Annotated in this window: 15 protein-coding genes and 1 riboswitch; of the genes, 9 read left to right on the top strand and 6 right to left on the bottom strand. The window is 67.1% G+C overall.

Annotated features, from left to right (window positions below):
• Positions 1 to 6 precede the first annotated feature (6 nt).
• The 4 genes from NG696_RS13905 (at position 7) to NG696_RS13890 (ending at position 2,168) form a co-directional block, all read left to right on the top strand.
• Entirely contained in the window at positions 7 to 678 is a 672-nt protein-coding gene (locus tag NG696_RS13905) for a HutD/Ves family protein (RefSeq protein WP_252575860.1), read from the top strand.
• Between the two features lie 84 nt (positions 679 to 762).
• Entirely contained in the window at positions 763 to 1,293 is a 531-nt protein-coding gene (locus tag NG696_RS13900) for a ferritin (RefSeq protein ID WP_252568554.1), read from the top strand.
• 72 nt (positions 1,294 to 1,365) lie between these two features.
• A riboswitch (guanidine-III (ykkC-III) riboswitch) is annotated at positions 1,366 to 1,431 on the top strand.
• A 9-nt stretch (positions 1,432 to 1,440) separates the two neighbouring features.
• The gene (locus tag NG696_RS13895) at positions 1,441 to 1,764 is read left to right on the top strand and encodes a DMT family transporter (protein ID WP_248763758.1); all 324 of its coding nucleotides are present in this window, start codon (positions 1,441 to 1,443) and stop codon (positions 1,762 to 1,764) included.
• Entirely contained in the window at positions 1,764 to 2,168 is a 405-nt protein-coding gene (locus tag NG696_RS13890) for a DMT family transporter (RefSeq protein WP_252568556.1), read from the top strand. The genes NG696_RS13895 and NG696_RS13890 overlap by 1 nt, the downstream gene beginning before the upstream one ends.
• Here the strand turns inward: NG696_RS13890 and NG696_RS13885 are convergent.
• The 4 genes from NG696_RS13885 to NG696_RS13870 form a co-directional block, all read right to left on the bottom strand.
• Complete coding sequence (locus NG696_RS13885; protein WP_252575858.1) at positions 2,149 to 2,868, bottom strand: sulfite exporter TauE/SafE family protein; 720 nt, start codon at positions 2,866 to 2,868, stop codon at positions 2,149 to 2,151. The two genes, NG696_RS13890 and NG696_RS13885, sit on opposite strands and share 20 nt — an antisense overlap.
• Before the next feature lie 11 nt (positions 2,869 to 2,879).
• The gene (locus NG696_RS13880; RefSeq protein ID WP_252575856.1) at positions 2,880 to 3,992 is read right to left on the bottom strand and encodes a YeiH family protein; all 1,113 of its coding nucleotides are present in this window, start codon (positions 3,990 to 3,992) and stop codon (positions 2,880 to 2,882) included.
• Positions 3,989 to 5,098: a phosphotransacetylase gene (locus NG696_RS13875; protein WP_252575855.1), complete on the bottom strand. Its 1,110-nt coding sequence runs from the start codon at positions 5,096 to 5,098 to the stop codon at positions 3,989 to 3,991. The genes NG696_RS13880 and NG696_RS13875 overlap by 4 nt, the downstream gene beginning before the upstream one ends.
• An 84-nt stretch (positions 5,099 to 5,182) precedes the next feature.
• Positions 5,183 to 6,547 (bottom strand): aspartate aminotransferase family protein, encoded by a 1,365-nt coding sequence (locus NG696_RS13870; protein WP_252575854.1) that lies wholly within the window; start codon positions 6,545 to 6,547, stop codon positions 5,183 to 5,185.
• A gap of 232 nt (positions 6,548 to 6,779) precedes the next feature.
• Here NG696_RS13870 and ald point away from each other — a divergent pair, with 232 nt between their 5' ends.
• Positions 6,780 to 7,901, top strand: a complete 1,122-nt coding sequence (gene ald, locus NG696_RS13865; protein ID WP_252575853.1) for an alanine dehydrogenase — start codon at positions 6,780 to 6,782, stop codon at positions 7,899 to 7,901.
• Positions 7,902 to 7,995: 94 nt separating this feature from the next.
• A complete protein-coding gene (pdxR, locus tag NG696_RS13860) occupies positions 7,996 to 9,489 on the top strand; it encodes a MocR-like pyridoxine biosynthesis transcription factor PdxR (protein ID WP_252575851.1) in 1,494 nt (497 codons plus the stop codon).
• 170 nt (positions 9,490 to 9,659) lie between these two features.
• Here pdxR and NG696_RS13855 read toward each other — a convergent pair whose 3' ends face one another.
• Both NG696_RS13855 and xsc read right to left on the bottom strand, forming a co-directional pair.
• Complete coding sequence (locus NG696_RS13855; protein WP_252575848.1) at positions 9,660 to 11,153, bottom strand: NAD-dependent succinate-semialdehyde dehydrogenase; 1,494 nt, start codon at positions 11,151 to 11,153, stop codon at positions 9,660 to 9,662.
• A 208-nt stretch (positions 11,154 to 11,361) separates the two neighbouring features.
• Positions 11,362 to 13,272, bottom strand: a complete 1,911-nt coding sequence (gene xsc, locus NG696_RS13850) for a sulfoacetaldehyde acetyltransferase (protein ID WP_252575846.1) — start codon at positions 13,270 to 13,272, stop codon at positions 11,362 to 11,364.
• Between the two features lie 206 nt (positions 13,273 to 13,478).
• On the opposite strand from xsc, the gene NG696_RS13845 reads away from it, so the two are divergent.
• The 3 genes from NG696_RS13845 to NG696_RS13835 are packed head-to-tail and all read left to right on the top strand — an operon-like array spanning position 13,479 to position 17,227.
• A complete protein-coding gene (locus tag NG696_RS13845) occupies positions 13,479 to 14,402 on the top strand; it encodes an IclR family transcriptional regulator (RefSeq protein WP_252575845.1) in 924 nt (307 codons plus the stop codon).
• Positions 14,390 to 15,412 (top strand): AAA family ATPase, encoded by a 1,023-nt coding sequence (locus NG696_RS13840; RefSeq protein WP_252575843.1) that lies wholly within the window; start codon positions 14,390 to 14,392, stop codon positions 15,410 to 15,412. The genes NG696_RS13845 and NG696_RS13840 overlap by 13 nt, the downstream gene beginning before the upstream one ends.
• Before the next feature lie 9 nt (positions 15,413 to 15,421).
• Positions 15,422 to 17,227 carry a cobaltochelatase CobT-related protein gene (locus NG696_RS13835; protein ID WP_252575841.1) on the top strand — a complete coding sequence of 602 codons (1,806 nt, stop codon included), beginning with the start codon at positions 15,422 to 15,424 and terminating at the stop codon, positions 17,225 to 17,227.
• The last annotated feature ends 84 nt before the right edge of the window (positions 17,228 to 17,311 follow it).

Raw genomic sequence — 17,311 nt, 5'->3', positions numbered from 1 at the left:
GGTCCGATGGAGATCATCCGCTTCGCAGAACTCAGGTCCGAACCGTGGCGCAACGGCGGCGGGGTGACCCGGGAGCTTGCCAGCCACCCGAAGGCCGCCTCGGCGCAGGACGGCGCCTGGGACTGGCGCGTCAGCATCGCCGACGTCAGCAAGGCCGGGGATTTCTCGGCGTTCCCGGGCATGGAACGTGTGCTGACCGTGATCGACGGCGAGCTGCTCCTTCTCACGGTGGACGGCGCCGAGCACCCGCTGGAAAAGTACCGTCCGTTCAGGTTCTCCGGCGAAGCTGCCACGCACGGTGCCCTGCCCACCGGGGACATCCGCGACCTGAATGTCATCACCCGGACGGGTTTTTTCAAGGGCTTCACGTCCATCATCGAGCTCTCCAAAAAGCGCGCGCACCCGGTCTTTGAGGGCCAGCTCGCTGTACTTCTGCAGGGCCAGGCCGCCGTCAGCACGGGCAACCTCAGCGTCACCCCGGAAGCCGCGGACGCCACCGCGGGCACCGCGGAATCTGCAGCCGCCGCGGAAGCCGACGCCGACGAAGCTGCCCCCAGCCCCACGGAACCCGAGGCACTCAACCGGTATGACGCCGTCGTTGGCTCCGATACCGGGACCCCCGAGATTCTGGGCCGCGGCTTCCTGGCCGTGGTGTCGATCGACCGCGTGACTGCCTGATCCAGCGCTGCAGGCTAGCCTCGCCTTCGTTATCTGAGCCTTTCCACACTGGTCAGCGGCACGCGGCGCTCCTAGACTCTGGCTATGACCTCCACACCCTTTAATGCGCTCCTGTCCACCCAGATCGGCAACGAATTCGCGGCCTCGCAGCAGTACATTGCCGTGGCCACCTGGTTCGCCAACCAGGACCTCCCGCAGCTGGCCCGCTACTTCTACCGGCAGTCGGTGGAAGAGCGGAACCACGCCATGATGATGGTGCAGTACATGCTGGACCGCGACATTGAATTCACCATCCCGGGCGTCCCCACCGTGCGCAACGAATTCTCCTCTGTGACCGAGCCGCTGGCCCTGGCGCTGGAGCAGGAGAAGGAAGTGACGTCCGCGATCGAGGCCCTGTTCCGCGCCGCCCGCACCGAGGACGATGCTCTGGGCGAGCAGTTCATGCTCTGGTTCCTCAAGGAGCAGGTGGAGGAGGTCGCCGCCATGACCACCCTCCTGAACATCGCCGAGCGCGCGGACAACCTGTTCGACATCGAGAACTTCATCGCCCGCGAAACCGTGGGCAACGGGGGCCGCGACTCCTCCGCGCCGGAAGCTGCCGGCGGCGCGCTCTAAGGTTCCGCCCCGCCCGGCGGTGAGGTTGGCCACCAACCCGGCCACCCGCCGTCGGGCGTTGCTATGCTGGGAACAAGGCTCCGCACAGGACCCTCCGGACGACGGTTCAGTACCCGGCACGCGACAAGACTGGCCAAAGGATCTGTCATGTCGTGGTTAATTCTCATTCTTTCCGGAGCGCTGGAAGCCGTCTGGGCCGCAGCCCTGCACCGGACATTCCAAGCCTCCGGCCGACGCCGGCTCGCGCCCGCCCTCCTCTTCCTGGTCTCCGTCCTCGCCAGCATGGCCGGCCTCGCCATCGCCATGCAGTCCATCCCCACCGGCACCGCGTACGCCGTGTGGGTGGGCGTGGGCGTGGTGCTGACCTCCGCCTACGCGATCATCACCAAGGCGGAACGTCCGACGACGGCGCGCCTGCTACTGCTCACCGGCATCGCCGCGTGCGTGGTTGGCCTGAAGGTGGTGGCGTAATGAACAAGCGTTCCGCTGCGTGGCTGATGCTGCTGGCCTCCGCCGTGCTGGAAGCCGTCTGGGCCACCGCCCTGGGCCAGTCCGACGGTTTCACCCGGCCCCTGCCCACTCTTGTTTTCGGCGTAACCGCCACCCTGAGCATGATCGGCCTCGGCCTAGCCATCCGCAGCATCCCGCTCGGCACTGCCTACGCCGTCTGGGTGGGGATCGGGGCTGCCCTGACGGTGGGCTGGGCGATGGCCACCGGCGTCGAACCCTTCAGCTTGTTGAAGGTGCTGTTCATCGCCGGGATTGTGGCCTGCGCGGCGGGATTGAAGGCACTGCCGGCGGGCAAGAACACTGAGCCAGCCACCGAGGACACGCCGGCGTCGGGACCCGTGCCCGTCAGGCCAGAGCGCCTTTGATCAGCAGGCTCACCCCGGCAACCAGGCACAGGCCGAGGGCCGCGGGACGGATGGCGGCGGCGGAAATCCGCTTCACCACCGGCCGCGATGCCAGCGCCCCGAGGGCAACGCCCGGTAACAGCCAGCCGGTGAGCAGCAGCTCCACCGTGCCGAAGGAACCGGCGCCCGCCAGGGCAAGCAGCGAGACCAACGACGAGACCAGAAAAAACAGGGAGAGGTTGGCACGGTAGTGGGCCGCGTCCTCGCTCCGGTAAACCACCACAAGCGGCGGCCCTGAGGTGGAGGCAACCGTACCCAGGACTCCGCCGAGCAGGCCGGCCGCGAACAGGGATAAGCGGTTTTGCGGGATGCGGAACCCCTTGAGTCCGGTGAGAACGCTGGCCACCACCAGGCCGCCGACGATCATTCCGGTCCATTTGCCGTTCAACAGGGGCAATACACATAGTCCGGCAACGGCGCCGGGCACGCACCCGGCAATGGCCACCTTGAGATCCACGTGCCGTAGGCCCCTCCGGTTCTGCCAGCTCACGAACAGCATGACCACCACCGAAACGAGAAGCAGCGGGCCGGGCACCAGCTGCGGGCTGATCATCAGCAGCAGCGGCGAGGAGACGATGCCGAATCCGGACCCGGTGCCGGACTGTGCCACCACGGCGACGGCAACTATGAGAGCCGCGATGATGAGTTCCGAGGTGGTCATGATGTCCGTTCCTAGATGAATTGCACTCCCACGTAGGCGAGTACTCCGATGAGACCCCAGGAGAGCATGGCGACGACGATCGCCCTGCCGCTGGTGTGAAGAATTGACCGTATTTGCACGGACGCTCCCAGCCCGAACAGCGCCGCAGCGAGCAGAAGGTCCTGGGCGAGCGCAGCACCTTCCAGGACCGCATGCGGCAGGATTCCCAGCGTCCGCAACACGATCATCGCCATGAACCCGGCCACGAACAGCGGGATCAAGGGTGGGAATTTGAGCTTGCCTTCTTCGATGCCGGCGGCCGCCTCGCTGTGCTGGGAACGATTGCGCCGGGAACGATTGCGGCAGCGCTGCACCAAAGCGGCAGCGGTGACCATCGGGGCGAGCATCAGGACACGGGTGAGCTTGATGACCAGGGCCCCGGCCAGGGCCGCGGTGCCTGCCGTCTGCGCCGTCGCGACAACCTGCCCCACGTCATGGACACTGGCCCCCACCCAATGCCCGAACTGCACCTCGTCCAAGCCGAGAGGACCCTTGAGGGCCGGTAGCACGGCGATGGCAAGCGTCCCGCACAGGGTCACGAGCGCGATGGGCACCACGGTGCCGCGGTGATCCGTTCTGGTCACTCCGCTCATGGCCCCGATGGCGGACGCGCCGCAGATGGAAAAGCCTGCGGCCAGGAGCAAGGGCTGGTCCCCCGGAAGCCTGAACGCCTTGCCCAGCAGCAAGGTGCCCACGAAGGTCAGCAGCACGATGCCCACCACGATCCCCAGCGTCGCCCAGCCGAGGGCCGCGACGTCTATGAGGCTCAGCTTCAGTCCGAGCAGCACGATTCCGAGCCTCATGAACCTCTTGGCGGCCAGCACCAGCCCAGGCTGCATGACTCCTTCGACTGCCGGGCCGATCCCGGGCAGGTTGGCGGAAAGGATGCCCAGGATGACGGCCACCGTGAGGAAGGGGAGCACCGGGACGGCCGCGTGGATAAGCCACGCGACGGCCACGGCAGCGGCCGCCAGTGCGAGCCCGGGCAGCCGCCTGTCCCGCAGGCCTCGCGGGAGAAATCCACGCTGTTTGCCGCTTCCTTCCGGCTTGTCGCGTCCTACGGGCGTGGCAACGTCTTGTGTCATGGTCGTCTACGATCCTCCCGGAGCGGGCTTGCGCCGTGCTCAGGCCGGATCTCCTTTCTGTCGAGTACGGAGAGCGACTGCATGGCGCTCAACAGGCCAACGGACGCGATGTCCCCGGCGCTGCAACCACGGGACAGATCGTTCAGGGGCGCCGCCAGCCCCTGCAGGATCGGGCCCACGGCCACGGCTCCCCCGAGCCGTTCGGTGATCTTGTAGCCGATGTTTCCGGCGTCCAGGCTGGGGAACACCAGCACATTTGCCTGACCCGCCACCTCCGAGCCGGGCGCTTTCGCCGCCCCTATGGCGGGGACCAGCGCGGCATCAAACTGCAGCTCGCCATCCACGTGCAGCAGCGGGTGGCGGGTCCGCAGGATTTCCCTCGCGGACCTGACCTTGTCCACGTGTGAGTGGATAGCGCTGCCCCGGGTGCTGAAGGACAGCATGGCCACCTTCGGCGACTGCCCCGTCAGCGCCTGGTGCATGGCGGCTGCCGAGGCGGCGATGTCCGCCAGCTGTTCGGCGGAAGGATCGGGAACGACGGCGCAATCGCCGAACGTCAGTTCCCTTCCGTCGGGCAGCAGCATCAGGAACGAGCTGCTCAGGGTGGTGCAGCCGGGGTCCAGGCCCACCACGCGCAGCGCGGCCCGGAGCACCAGCGCCGTGGGCGTCCCGGCACCGGCAACACAGGCGTCCAGATACCCGGCCCGCAACGCGGCCGCGGCAATATGGACCGGTTCCTGACTGGCATGGGTCAACTGCTCGGGCTTGCGGGAGTAAGCCTCCCCGATCAGAGCGGCGATGCTGCTGTCGCCGGCCAGCCCGCCGACGTCGAGGATGGCGTCGCCGGGCAGCACACAGTCCAGTTCGGCCGCCAGCCGCCGGATTTCCTTGGCTCTGCCGATGAGGCGGGGACTGATAATTCCTTCCGCTGACAACGCACTGGCAGCGCGGACGGCACGCTCGTCCTCGCCGTCGGCGAATCCGACCACCCGGCCGCGGCCGGACAGCTCCTGGCGCCAGCGCTCAAACAGTGCACTTCCCGCGGGCGACGCTGCCTGCGGGAGGCGCTTCTCAACAATCGCCGTCGCCATGGTTGTACCTCTCATCTCGAACCTGCGGAGGCCACATCGGATCCTGCGGAGGCGTCCACGAGGGGGCGCCTCCGCAGGCGAAGAACCGGATGCGGTGGTTTAGGGCTGGATGGCCTTCTCGATGTCGGTGAGCATGCCGTCCACGCCGTGCAGCAGCGCTGACAGGACCTCAGCGTCGGCTACCAGGGGCGGGGAGATCATGATCATGGTGGCGCCGCGGTCGTCGCCGCGCAGGATCACCTTGGTGCGTTTGAAGGACTCGGGGAGCACCTCGCGCAGGACCTTCAGCGACTCTGCTTGGGTCAGTTCGCGGCCGCTGAAGCTGTCCGCCATGAGTTCGATCGCGTAGAAGAAGCCCGTGCCCCGCACTGCCTTGACGCAGCGGTGCGAGTTCTTGAGGGATTCCAGGGCCTCCATGATCCTGGGGCCCTGTTCCTGGACGTTGCCCAGGACGTTTTCGTCGCGCATGGCGGTGATATTGGCGACCGCGACGGCGGTGGACACCGGGTGCCCGCCCCAGGTGGCGCCGTGGGTGAAGACGCCGCCCGTGGAGGAATTGAACAGCTCTTGGACCAGCTGCTCGCGGACGATCAGGCCGCCCAGCGGGGCGTAGCCGGAGGTGGAGCCCTTGGCGAAGGTGACCAGGTCCGGGACCACGCCGGTGACGCCGTAGCCGAAGAAGTGGCCAAGCCGGCCGAAGGAGCAGATGACTTCGTCGGAGACCAGGAGGATCCCGTACTTGTCGCACAGTGCGCGCAGTGCCGGCCAGTAGCCGTCAGGTGCCACGAGGGCTCCGCGGCCGTTCTGGACCGGCTCGGCAAAGATGGCCGCAATGGTTTCAGGGCCCTCTTCGAGGACCACCCGCTCAATGGCGCGGAAGCAGTCGAGCTCCGTGACCGGGCCGCAGTCGCCGGTGAATCCGAGGGTGTTCGGGACGCTGCGGATGCCCGGCAGGAGCTCGCCGAACGGCTCCTTGATCTTGGGCAGCTGCGTAATGGACAGGGCCCCCATGGTGGTGCCGTGGTATGCCATGTCACGGCTGATGACTTTGGTCCGCTGCGGCTGGCCCTGGCTGCGGAAGTACTGGCGGGTAAACTTCAGGGCCGTCTCCACGGCCTCGGAGCCGGAGTTGACGAAGAACGTCGTGCCCAGGTCGCCGGGGGCCAGGTCCGCGATGAGCGCGGCGGCCTCGATGGCCGGCGGGTGCGCCGAGCCCCAGTTGGAGGCGTAGGCCAGGGTGCTGATCTGCTCGCTGGCGGCCTTGGCAATGTCCTGGCGGCCGTGGCCCATGTTCACGCAGAAGAGACCGGCGAGGCCGTCCAGATAACGGTCCCCCTCGGTGTCAATGAGGTAGCTTCCTTCGCCGCGGACAAAAATCGGGAACTCGCTGTCCCAGGTGTCCTTGCGTGTGAAATGGGGTCCGAGGTGGCGCCGGGCCTGGGCCCGGAGTGTTGAGGCGTCCAAGACTATCTCCTTCTTGTCGAGGTGAGTAGCGATGATCGAAGCCTAGGCTGGGGGCCACACCGGGCATCAGGGCCACATGGTGCCCGCCTGATGGGTCCAGTCTGGTCCCGTCAGCCGGCGCGCATCTGGTGCTTCTGGTCCCATCCTGGACCGGACCATACTTCGATAATGCTGCGCAGCCCGCACAGCGGACTTACTTGCAGCGCAACCCATCAACAACCCGGAGGTCACAATGAAGATCGGCATCCCGAAGGAAATCAAGTCCCACGAATACCGAGTAGCCGTCACGCCGGCCGGCGTCCACGAGCTCGTTGCCCACGGCCACGAGGTGTTCATCGAGGCCGGCGCCGGAGAGGGCTCGTCCATCTCCGATGATGCGTACACGGTAGCGGGAGCCACCATCCTTCAGACGGCCGACGAGGTCTGGGCCGCCGCCGATCTGCTGCTTAAGGTCAAGGAGCCGATCGCCGAGGAATACCACCGCATGCGTCCGGACCTGACGATCTTCACGTACCTGCACCTGGCCGCCGACGAGGCCTGCACCCGGGCCCTGCTCGACGCCGGCAGCACATCCATTGCCTACGAGACGGTCCAGCTCGAAGACGGCTCGCTGCCGCTGCTGTTCCCCATGAGCGAGGTGGCCGGCCGGCTGGCTCCCCTGGTGGGCGCACAGTGCCTGACCCGCCCCGAGGGCGGACGCGGCGTACTGATCGGCGGCGTCTCCGGCGTGGCACCTGCCCGCGTGGTCATCATCGGCGCCGGCGTGTCCGGCATGAACGCCGTTGCCGTGGCCGCCGGCATGTGGGCGGACGTGGTCCTCTTCGACAAGAACGTGGACAAGCTGCGCGCCGCGGACCGCATGTACCAGGGCCGGGTCCGCACGCTCGCCGCCAACCAGCTCGCCATCGAGCAGGAGGTCATCCAGGCCGACCTCGTCATCGGCGCCGTGCTGGTCCCCGGGGCCAAGGCACCCAAGATCATCTCCAACGAGCTGGTCTCCCGTATGAAGCCCGGCAGCGTCCTGGTGGACATCGCCATTGACCAGGGCGGCTGCTTCGAGGATTCGCACCCGACCACGCATCAGGAACCCACCTTCCGCGTCCACGGCTCCGTCTTCTACTGCGTGGCCAACATGCCGGGCGCCGTCCCCCACACCTCCACCTACGCGCTGACCAACGTCACGCTTCCGTACGTTCTGCAGATCGCCGACAAGGGCGTGGAGCGGGCCGTGGCCGAGAATGCGGCACTGCGCGCAGGCCTGAGCACCCTGGGCGGCCGCCTGACCAACACCGCGGTCGGCGCGGCGCATGGCATCGACGTCGTTGATTCACTGGAATCTTTGGCCCGTAGCTAAAGTACAAAGAGAAATTCTTGGCGGGGGAGTTCATACTGAACTCCCCCGCTTCTTTCGGTCCTGATACTTCACCGCGCTGCTTGGGAGGCGAATCGTGCCACGGACACTCATAGAGATTGACCGCAGTTCCAGCGAACCCCTGTACCGGCAGGTCCGCCGCGTCATCGAGCACGGCATCGCCGTCGGTATCTTCGATTCACGCCGCAGGCTCCCCAGCTCCCGCGAGCTGGCCGCCGAGCTCAAGGTTGCCCGCAACACCATCAACCTGGCCTACCAGGAGCTGCTCACCGAGGGCCTGGTGATCAGCCATGAGCGCAGCGGGATCTTCGTCAACCCGGAAATGCTGGCCGCGGCCGAGGCCGAGGTGCCCGCCACGGATTCGATGATCGATTGGTCCTCCCGGATGCGGCGCTACGCCGACGAAGACATCCCGGAGGTGGAAAAGACCCCGGACTGGTACACCTACCCATACCCGTTCGTCGCCGGCCAGGTGGATGTCAACAGCTTCCCTGCCACCGCCTGGGTGCGGAGCCTGCGCGAAGCCCTGTACCAGCCCCACCGCTCCGCCAGCCTCCAGGACAGCGTAGGCGCGGACGACCCCATGCTCATCGAGATGATCCGCCGCCAGATCCTTCCCGCACGCGGCATTGAGGCCGGGCCGGATGAAGTCCTCATCACGGTGGGCTCCCAGCAGGGTCTGGACCTGCTGGCCAGGACGCTGCTCGGCCCCCACCAGCGCGTGGGCATCGAGAACCCCGGCTATCTTGACGCCCGCCACATCTTCCTGCGCACCGGCGCCCAGGTCTACGGCATCGACGTCGACGGGGACGGACTCTGCCTCCCCGGGACCCTTAGCGGCACCGCCCTCCTGTATGTCACCCCCAGCCACCACCACCCGACCAACGTCACGCTGAGCATGGAGCGCCGCCGTCGTCTGCTCAAGCTCGCCGCCACTTCCGGAACGGTGCTCATCGAGGATGACTACGACAGCGAATTCCGCTATGAAGGCAGCCCCAGCCCCGCGCTGAAGGCGCTGGACTCCACCGGCGACGTGCTGTACCTCGGCACATTCTCCAAGTTCCTCTCCCCGGGGCTGCGGCTGGGGTTCCTGGTGGGGCCCGCGGAACTGATCACGGAACTGCGGCGCGTGCGGCGGTATCAGGTACGCCACCCTCCCGGGCACATGCAGCGCGCCCTCGCCCTGATGATCGACAGTGGCGACTACCACCGCGCCCTGCGCCGCCACCGGCGGCAGCTGAAGACGCGCTGGGAGACGGTCACCGAGATCTCCGCGCAGTGCCTGCCGTGGGAGCAGGGCCCCTACCCGCCCGGCGGCGTCAGTCTTTGGGTGGAGGGGCCACCCGGGCTGGATGCCTTGGAGTTGGTCCGCGCCGTAGAAAAGCGCGGAGTGCTCATTGAACGTGGCGATATTTATTTCATCCAACCGGACGCACCGCGGAATTGCTTCAGGATTGGTTTTGGCGCCATTCCCTCGCGCTCAATTGCGGAGGGTTTGGCAGTGGTCGGCGAGGAAGCAAAGATCCTGCTTGCCGGGAGAGACGGCAGACCCAAAATCGCCGCTGGATAGCGGCCTGACGGGGCCCATCAGACACCAGAACGGCTGATGCCCCGCTGCGGGCGCTGTTGTGGTCCGGCAGGCATGCGGCGGAGAAAATTGCCGCCAGACATCCCGGTATGCCGTGGGGCACCAGCTTCTGGTAGCCCCACGGCAGCAGCCGGCCGCGCCTTAGCCTGGGCTTAGACGCGGGGAATAGCCATGTACTTGGTCTCGAGGAATTCCTCGATTCCGACCCGGCCACCCTCGCGGCCCAGGCCGGAGGCCTTGATGCCGCCGAAGGGCGCCGCAGGGTTGGAGACAATTCCAGTGTTGAGCCCAACCATGCCAACTTCAAGGGCGTCGCCCATGCGGAAGCCCCGGTCCACGTCCTGTGTGAAGAGATAGCCCACCAGCCCCCACGGGGTGTCGTTGGCCAGGCGGGTGACTTCCTCTTCGGTGTCGAAGGGAACCACAGGAGCCACGGGCCCGAAGATCTCCTGGCTCATCAGGTCGGAATCCGGGCTGACGCCGGACAAAACAGTAGGAGTGTAGAAGTAGCCGGGGCGGTCCGGGCGGGAGCCACCGCACACCACCGTGGCGCCCTTGGACACGGCGTCGTCCACCAGTTCCTGCATTTTAGTGAGTGCCTTCTCTTCGACGAGGGGCCCGACGTCGGTGCCGGAGTCGGCTCCGTCGCCCACCGAAAGGGCACTGAGGCGGGCGGCCAGCCGTCGGGCGAATTCGTCCGCGATGGGGCGCTGCACAAAGAGCCGGTTGGCTGCCGTGCAGGCCTCGCCCATGTTGCGCATCTTCGCGGCGACTGCGCCATCCACGGCGCGGTCCAGGTCAGCGTCCTCGAACACGATGAACGGGGCGTTCCCGCCCAGTTCCATTGAGGAGCGCATGACGTGCTGCGATGCCTGCTGGAGCAGGCGCACGCCGACTTCGGTGGAGCCCGTGAAGCTGACCTTGCGGGCGATGCCGCTGGCCATCCAAGGCGACACCACCTCCGCAGCCTTGGTGGTGCAGACAACGTTGAGCACACCCCTGGGCAGGCCGGCCTCGATCAGGATGTCCACGAGCGCCAGGGAGGACAGCGGGGCGAGGTTGGCGGGCTTGAACACCATGGTGCAGCCGGCCGCGATGGCCGGGCCGATCTTCCGGGTGCCCATGGCCAGGGGGAAGTTCCACGGCGTGACCAGCACGCAGGGGCCCACGGGCTCCTTGGAGACGAGGACGCGGTTCTTGCCGTCGCCGGTGGTGGTCAGGTCGCCGCCGATCCGCACGGCTTCCTCGGAGAACCAGCGGAAGAACTCCGCGGCGTAGGCCGCTTCGCCCTTGGCCTCCGGGAACGGCTTGCCCATCTCGGAGGTCATGATGAGAGCGAGCTCATCCTGGCGGGCCGTGATCAGGTCGTAGGCACGGCGCAGGATCTCGCTCCGCTCGCGCGGCGAGGTCTTGGCCCATTCCTTCTGTACGCGGCCGGCGGTTTCGATGGCCCGGCGGGCGTCTTCGGGACCGCCGTCAGCTATCGTGGCGATGACCTCTTCAGTGGCGGGATTTACGACGTCGAAACGGGCCCCGGACGCCGCTTCGGCCCATTCGCCGTCGATGAACAGGCCGGTGCTGACCGTGGCGATGGCGTCAAGCGCCTGCTGCGAGGTCCGGGAGTTGGTCGTTGACTGGATACTCATGAGCGTCCTTTTCTATGGGGTCGGCCGAGAAATCTGGCCCTGTCGCGGCCGGGCCTGGAAGACTGAGCTGCTGGACCAGCACCGTGCAGGAGGAGCCGTAAGTCAGGACCACGGCGTCCGCTTCCGTCTTGCTACAACTCCAGAAGCAGGCCTGTGGAGGCCTCCACACGGAAGACCTCCACAGGCAAGGCTGGACTGACCTGAGGATTTACACGTAGTCCTTGTACTTCTCGAGCGTCCGGACCGGCTTCGCGAGGGCATCGCGGCGGAAGGGGTCTCCCAGTTCGCGGGTGCACATGATCTCGATGACCGTGGTCTTGCCCTCTTCCATCTGGGCGGCGAGCGCCCGCTTGAGCGCGGGGCCCACCTCGTCGAGCTGGTCGACCACGATGCCTTCGGCTCCCATGGTCTGGGCCATGGCGGCGAAGCTTTCGCCGTTGTCGAGTTCGCCGGCAATGAAGCGGCGGTTGTAGAACTCCACCTGGTTCTTTTTCTCCGCACCCCACTGGCGGTTGCGGAAGACGACGGCGGTAACCGGGATGTCGTGCCGCACTGCGGTGAGGACTTCGCCCATGCTCATGGCCCAGGCGCCGTCGCCGGCGTAGGCCACGGCGGGACGGTCCATGGCCGCGGCCTTGGCGCCGATCATGGTCGGCAGGGCGTAGCCGCAGTTGCCGAAGCTCATCGGGGCGAAGAAGCTGCGCGGTTTCTCGAAGCGCAGGTAGCTGTGGGCCACGGAGTTGATATTGCCGATGTCCGTGGAGATCATGACGTTCTCCGGCATGGCCTTCTCGAGCTCGCGGAGGACCTGGCGCGGGGACAGCCAGTTGCCGTCCTCGTTCTTGTGCTCCTCGAGCATGTCGAGGCTGTACTCATCCTTTTCGTGCGTCCACGCGGTGAGTTCCTCTTCCCAGCTTTCCTTCTCAGCCTTGATGGTGGCGGCACGCTCGGCCTTCGTGGCGTCGCAGGCGAGGGTGAGCTGGTCCAGGCGCTTGCCCAGTTCAAGTGCCACGGCCTTGGCATCGCCACAGATGCCCACGCTGATCTTCTTGACCAGGCCCAGCATGGTGTGGTCGGCGTCGATCTGGATGATCTTCGCTTCGGTGGGCCAGTACGCCTGGCCGTACTGCGGCAGGGTGCCGAACGGGCCCAGGCGGGTGCCGAGGGCGATCACGACGTCGGCCTGGGAGATGAGCTTCATTCCCGCCTTGGATCCCTGGTAGCCCAGCGGTCCGGCCCAGAGGGGGTGGCTGGCCGGGAAGGAGTCGTTGTGCTGGTAGCTGTTGACCACCGGGGCGCCCAGGCGTTCGGCCAGGGCCTTGCATTCCTCCACGCCGTCGGCCATGACGACGCCGCCGCCGGAGACGATCACGGGGAACTTGGCCGTGGCGAGCAGGGCCGCTGCCTCGTCCAGGCTCTTGGTACCGCCGGCGCCGCGGTCCACGCGGCGCGGCTGCGGGATCTCCACAGTGATCTCGCCGTAGAAGTAGTCACGCGGGATGTTCAGCTGGGTGGGTCCGTTTTCAGACATGGCGCGGTCGAAGCAGCGGCCGGTGAATTCGGCCATGCGGGCCGGGTGGGTCACGTGGCCTTGGTATTTGGTGAATTCCTGGAACATGGGCAGCTGCTTGGCCTCCTGGAAGCCGCCGAGGCCGATGCCCGTGGTGCCGGCTTCCGGCGTCACGATGACCACCGGGCTGTGCGCCCAGAATGCCGCTGCGATGCCGGTGACGCAGTTGCTGATGCCCGGGCCGTTCTGGCCGATGACCACGCCGTGGCGGCCGCTGGCACGGGCATAGCCGTCAGCCATGTGGGCTGCGCCCTGCTCGTGGACCACCGGAACCAGGCGGATGCCTGCGGGGGCGAAGATGTCCATGGCGTCCATGAAGGCTGAACCCATGATGCCGAAAATGTCGGTGACGTCGTTGGCGACCATCGTCTCCACGAAGGCCTCCGACGGTGTCATTTTCTGCACGCCCTTGGCGACTTCGCGGGCGGCCTGGGCCGGCGCTGCCTGGGCCGGGGCGCCTTTGCCCTGCCCCTCGGATGAGTCGGCGACGAGCGCTTCTGCCGTGCCGTCGTCGGCAACGGATGAGAGTTCGACGGTGTCTTGGCTCATGATGATTGCTCCTCCTCCAGGATTTCGCCTAGATACGTTTGACTATAAAAAATGGAACGCAGCGTTCCTGTTTTGGTGCTGATGCCGAGATTATGGCAAAAGAACAACAACGTCAACGGGTATTTCAATTATTCGGAACGATGCGTACGATATTCTTGAACCAGATGCCAATTTCGGTGCGGCTTGACCAAGTGGAGGACAACAAAATGGCTGAGATTCACAGGCTGGGCGAGCCCGCCCTGCAGGCGCCGACGGAGCTGGCCGGGGACACACCCACCATGCGGCTGTTCTCCCTGCTGGAACTGATCGCCACCAAGGACCAGCTCTTCACGCTCCAGGGCCTGGTGGAGGAAACAGGCACACCCAAGCCCACGCTCCACCGCATGCTGCAGCAGCTGGAAAGCTCCGGCCTTCTGATCCGGGAGAACAACGGCCGGCACTTCGGCACCGGGGTCCGGCTGCGGCGCATGGCGGAGAACCTGCTGATCAATGACATGCACCACGGCGCACGCCACGCGGTGCTTCGAAACCTGGTCGCGGAACTGGGCGAGAGCTGCAACGTGACGGCGGTGTCCGGCAGCGAAGTGGTCTATCTGGACCGCATCGAAACGTCCGAACCGCTGCGGATCACCCTCCAGCCCGGCTCCCGGGTGCCCGTGCACTGCTCGGCCAGCGGGAAGATGATCCTCTCCCAGCTCAGCCCTGCACAGCGCAGGCGCCTCATTGCCGCCGCGCCGCTGGAACGCTACACGAACAAGACCGTGACGGACCCCGAGCTGATCGAGGAGGAACTCCAGCGCGTCCGCCGGGACGGCTACGCGATCGACGACGAGGAATTCCTCCCAGGCATGGTGTGCGTGGCCGTGCTGGTTCCCACAGCGAACACCGTGTCCAACCTCTGCGTCGCGGTCCAGGCGCCGGTCATGCGGCTCACCCCCGAGAAGGGGCTGAAGCTGCTCCCGGCCCTGCAGCGTGCTGCGGCGGCGATCGGTCTGATCGAGGCCGAGGCCGGTTCAGGCACCGCGGAAGGAACCGCCGACGGCGGCAGCACCACCGGGGGAAGCCAGGCCGGGGCGGCCGGCATCGACGCGGGCCGCCCCGGCATGGAGGACGATCTGTGGACCAGCTGAGCCGCCTGATGCCGGACGAGATGGTTTCAGTCCGCGAGGTGTTCAATCTCGATTCGGACCTCAAGGTGGCGGCCTTCCGGGAAGCCGACGAGCATGTCCCCGAGGTGGACCCCGCCTACCGTTTCAACCACGACGTCACCCTGGCCATCCTGGCCGCCTTCACCCGGAACCGGCGGATGCTGCTCCAGGGCTTGCACGGCACAGGCAAGTCCACGCACATCGAGCAGGTGGCCGCGCGGCTGAACTGGCCCTGTGTGCGGGTGAACCTGGACGGCCACATCAGCCGCCTTGACCTGGTGGGCCGCGACACCGTGGTGCTGAAGGACGGCAAGCAGGTCACCGAGTTCCAGGAAGGGATTGTCCCCTGGGCCATCCAACGGCCGGTTGCCCTGATCCTGGACGAGTACGACGCCGGCCGCCCGGACGTGATGTTCGTGATCCAGCGGCTCCTGGAACGCGACGGCAAGCTGACCCTGCTGGACCAGAACCGGGTCCTAGACGTGCACCCCGGGTTCCGGCTCTTTGCCACGGCCAACACCGTGGGACTGGGAAACCTCAACGGCATGTACCACGGAGTCCAGCGGCTCAACCATGCGCAGATCGACCGCTGGAACATCGTCGCCGCCCTGAACCATCCCCCGGCGGAGGACGAGATCGGGATCGTGCTGGCGCGGGTCCCTGAGCTGGACGACGCAGCCGGCCGGAAACTGGTGGCGTCCATGGTGGCCGTGGCCAAGCTGACGCGGGACGGTTTCCGGGTGGGCGATCTGTCCACCCTGATGTCCCCGCGCACCGTCATCACCTGGGCCGAGAACATCGGGATCTTCGGCGACCCCGGCAAGGCGTTCCAGCTGTCCTTCGTCAACAAGTGCGATGAAGCCGAGCAGCCGCTCATTGCCGAATTCTTCCAGCGCTGCTTTGACCGGGAGCTGGAAGCGCCACGGACCTCGGGGTACCTGCCCGCCGACCTGCCGCCAACCCGCGCCTTCGCTGCCGCCGCGGCCAGCTAAGGGCCGCGCATGGCCTCCCTGGCGGAACAGACGGAGCAGGCGGAGAGGGAACGGGCGGAGAGGGCCTCCCGGCAGCTCGCAGCCACATCGCTGCGCCGCCGCAAGCAGACCCTTGAACTGTGCGCCGCAGCCATGCGCGGGCTCAGCGGGCAGGGCGGCCTGCACTTCCGCGGCCCCGCGCTGTACCGGGAGAGCACCCCGGTGGCCATGCCCGCGCCCCATCTCCACCCGGGAACGGACGCCGTTAGCTTGGACGCCTTCCGCGGCGCGGCGGACGGCATGGCGCTGCGGCTGCAGCACAGCGATGCCGCTCTGCATGCGGAGTTCTGCCCCGCAACGCCGGCACGAATGCTGGTGTTTGAGATGCTCGAACAGTTCCGTACCGAGTCACTGGCCGACGCCGCCATGCCGGGGGTCCGGGCCAACATGAACCGCCGCTTCCAGCAATGGTCCCGGGAGTTCGAGGCGTCCACCCTGGCGGACACGGACCTGGGACTCATCCTCTTCACCGTGGCCCAGGTCTGCCGGGCGAGGATCACCGCGGAGCCGATGTCCCCGGACTTCGAGGACCGGATTGAATCCACCCGGGCCGAGCTTGCCCCGCACGTCGGCACGCATCTGGCCGCCCTGCGGCGGGAACGGTTCTCCCAGCCGGGCTTCGGCCGCCATGCCCTCGCCATCGCGGAGACCGTCGCCGCCATCAGCGAGCACCTGGAAGCCCGGGAAGCGCGGCCCTCCCGCTCCGGCGGCCGCGTGCCGCAGTTCCAGCTGCTGTTCGATCAGGACAGCAACGAGGACGCCGTCCCCACCGCCGGGTATGGGCACAGCGATGCGCTGGAATCCGGCGAGGACGGCTACCGAAAGTTCACCACGGCCTATGACCGCGAGCTCCAGGTCACGGACCTGGTCCGCGCCGAACTGCTGCGCGGTTATCGGCAGCAGCTGGACGACGACATTGCCAGGCGGGGCATCAACGTGCCCCGGCTGGGCCGTGCCCTGGGCGCGGTGCTGTCCACGGCCGTCCACGACGGATGGGACGGCGACGCCGTTGAGGGCCGGCTCGACGGCAGCAGGCTCGCCCGGCTGGTCACGGCATCCGGGGACCGCAGGGTGTTCAGGACCGAACGGATAGAACCCCGGACCGACGCCTCGGTGTCGTTCCTGGTGGACTGCTCCGGTTCCATGAAGGAGCACAGCGCCGCCGTGGCCGCGCTGATAGACGTCTACGCGCGCGCCCTGGAACTGGCAGGGGCGCGTTGCGAAGTCCTCGGCTTCACCACAGCTGCCTGGAACGGCGGCCGCGCCGGGAAGGACTGGATCCGTACCGGCAGGCCACCGCATCCGGGGCGGCTCAACGAGGTGCGGCATCTGGTCTTCAAGGACGCAGACACCCCATGGCGGCGGGCCCGCCCGGCCATTGCGGGGCTCATGAAGAAGGACCTGTTCCGTGAAGGAGTCGACGGCGAGGCCGTGGACTGGGCCTGCGCTCGGCTCAGGGGCGGCACGGGGAACGGCGGCACGGGGAACGGCGGCACGGGGAACGGCGGCTCCGAACGGCGGATACTGCTGGTGGTGTCCGACGGCAGCCCGATGGACGCCGCCACCGCCCTGGCCAACGACGGCCACTACCTGGAACAGCATCTACGGGATGTCGTGGCGGCGCACGAAGCTGCCGGCAACGCGGAGATCTTCGGACTGGGCGTGGGGCTGGATCTCTCGCCGTATTACCGCAGGAACATCGCACTGGACCTCTCGCGCGGAAGCAGTGCCGCCGTCGTCGGGCAGGTCCTGGCCATGCTTGCCGGAAGCCGCTGACGCTACCCCCGTGCGGCGAAGCCGCTCAACGCAAAAGCCCGCCGCGGGGACGTGCCTCCATTGGCACTTCCCCGCGGCGGGCTT

This window comes from Pseudarthrobacter cellobiosi (assembly GCF_023913755.1).
GTDB classification, from domain to species: Bacteria; Actinomycetota; Actinomycetes; order Actinomycetales; family Micrococcaceae; genus Arthrobacter; species Arthrobacter cellobiosi.
The sequence above is the reverse complement of the archived record's forward strand: the minus strand, read 5'-3'. Positions and strand labels throughout refer to the sequence as shown.

Bases quoted from the DNA above. Each gene is read 5' to 3' on its own strand.
- NG696_RS13880 (WP_252575856.1), bottom strand. From the start codon at position 3,992: ATGACACAAGACGTTGCCACGCCCGTAGGACGCGACAAGCCGGAAGGA.
- NG696_RS13835 (WP_252575841.1), top strand. From the start codon at position 15,422: ATGGCCTCCCTGGCGGAACAGACGGAGCAGGCGGAGAGGGAACGGGCG.
- NG696_RS13890 (WP_252568556.1), top strand. From the start codon at position 1,764: ATGAACAAGCGTTCCGCTGCGTGGCTGATGCTGCTGGCCTCCGCCGTG.
- NG696_RS13895 (WP_248763758.1), top strand. From the start codon at position 1,441: ATGTCGTGGTTAATTCTCATTCTTTCCGGAGCGCTGGAAGCCGTCTGG.
- NG696_RS13875 (WP_252575855.1), bottom strand. From the start codon at position 5,098: ATGAGAGGTACAACCATGGCGACGGCGATTGTTGAGAAGCGCCTCCCG.
- NG696_RS13885 (WP_252575858.1), bottom strand. From the start codon at position 2,868: ATGACCACCTCGGAACTCATCATCGCGGCTCTCATAGTTGCCGTCGCC.
- NG696_RS13900 (WP_252568554.1), top strand. From the start codon at position 763: ATGACCTCCACACCCTTTAATGCGCTCCTGTCCACCCAGATCGGCAAC.
- NG696_RS13905 (WP_252575860.1), top strand. From the start codon at position 7: ATGGAGATCATCCGCTTCGCAGAACTCAGGTCCGAACCGTGGCGCAAC.
- NG696_RS13855 (WP_252575848.1), bottom strand. From the start codon at position 11,153: ATGAGTATCCAGTCAACGACCAACTCCCGGACCTCGCAGCAGGCGCTT.
- NG696_RS13845 (WP_252575845.1), top strand. From the start codon at position 13,479: ATGGCTGAGATTCACAGGCTGGGCGAGCCCGCCCTGCAGGCGCCGACG.
- xsc (WP_252575846.1), bottom strand. From the start codon at position 13,272: ATGAGCCAAGACACCGTCGAACTCTCATCCGTTGCCGACGACGGCACG.
- ald (WP_252575853.1), top strand. From the start codon at position 6,780: ATGAAGATCGGCATCCCGAAGGAAATCAAGTCCCACGAATACCGAGTA.